We start from the raw sequence: 1,413 nt of genomic DNA on the forward strand, positions 1-1,413 counted from the left end.
GCAGACGGAATGGTAGGATTAAATATCCCGAATTTCATGGATACAGCTTTATTTTTATCCATTACATCATTTAGTTTCTTCTTAATGATTTCGGTTGTTCTTTCATTAATGGGATTAAAGGGAATAGGTATATTTGCACTGTTACTTTTCTTTGGTGCACCGCTATTGGCGCTAGCGCCTGAAATAATGTCGCCATTTTATCAAGACTGGATTTACTCTTGGTTACCGATGCGATTCATGATAGAAGGTCTAAGAGAAATATTCTTCTTCGGAAAAGGATTAGCTTGGAATACGCCACTTACTGTGCTCGTTTGGATTGGTGTAGTAAGTATGGTTATCATACTTGGAACAGCTTTAAAGCGTAGTGTAGGAAAGGAACATAAAACTGAAGTAAATGCTTGAAAAATAGTAGAGGAAAAACCGTTTCACTAGTAGTGGGGCGGTTTTTTCATGTTGAGATATAAGCTAGGTAACATAGAAGAGATATTTAAGATGTAGTAGTTAATTGTGTTATATAATGTATGAAAACGCAATTGATCAAGGGTTTTATGTTGAATATGTTACAGATGAAAATGATGGAAGAACTCGTTTATCCATGTGATAGGTATATAAAGGGGGAAGTAAATGAATCATATTACTGCTGATTTAGTTAAAAAGTTAATACAAGAGCAATTTCCTAAATGGGCACATTTAGAAGTGAAACCTGTAAAGCTTAGCGGGAACGATAATAGAACATTTCATTTAGGGGACGGGATGAGTGTCAGGTTGCCAAGTGATGCAGCATATGTACCACAAGTAGAGAAAGAAAACAGTTGGCTTCCTATATTAAGTAAGGAACTTTCTTTACCAATTTCTGCACCAATTGCGAAAGGGAATCCTTCTGAAGAGTATTTATGGCCTTGGTCTATTAATAAGTGGATAGATGGGGAGACTGTTACGAAAGAAAATGTTCGTGATTTAGATGAATTCGCAGCAGACTTAGGATCATTTTTAATAGAATTGCAGTCGGTTGACGCGAGTAATGGACCAGTAGCTGGAGCGCATAATTTTTACCGTGGCGGGCTTATATCTGTATACGATAAAGAGGCGAGAGCAGCCATTGAAAATAATAAGGATGTTTTTGATGAGACATTATTAAAACATTTTTGGGATTTAGCACTTAGGTCAACATGGGACCATAAATCAGTTTGGGTTCATGGAGATGTTGCACYGGGTAACTTACTTGTTAAAGATGGAAAGCTTTGTGCCGTAATTGATTTTGGTATTTTAGGAGTAGGAGACCCTGCTTGTGATGCAGCGATGGCATGGACATTTTTTCATAAGAATAGTAGAAAGGTATTTAAAGAAGCATTACGTATGGATGAAGAAACGTGGAATAGAGCGAGAGGGTGGGCGCTTTGGAAGGCGTTAATT

General features: G+C 37.3%; 2 protein-coding genes and 1 pseudogene. All 3 read left to right on the plus strand.

The genetic code is table 11. From position 1 onward, the window contains the following. Positions 1-402, plus strand: a 402-nt coding sequence (locus tag AC1DTM_RS26480; protein ID WP_477001281.1) for an ABC-2 transporter permease, incomplete at its 5' end; no start/stop codon positions are given. 112 nt (positions 403-514) lie between these two features. Then, positions 515-601 (plus strand): annotated as a pseudogene (locus AC1DTM_RS26485) (DUF2691 family protein); the annotation flags it as partial. 23 nt (positions 602-624) lie between these two features. Beyond that, positions 625-1,413, plus strand: a 789-nt coding sequence (locus tag AC1DTM_RS26490) for an aminoglycoside phosphotransferase family protein (protein WP_477001282.1), incomplete at its 3' end; no start/stop codon positions are given.

This window comes from Bacillus sp. P4_D3, assembly GCF_056401855.1.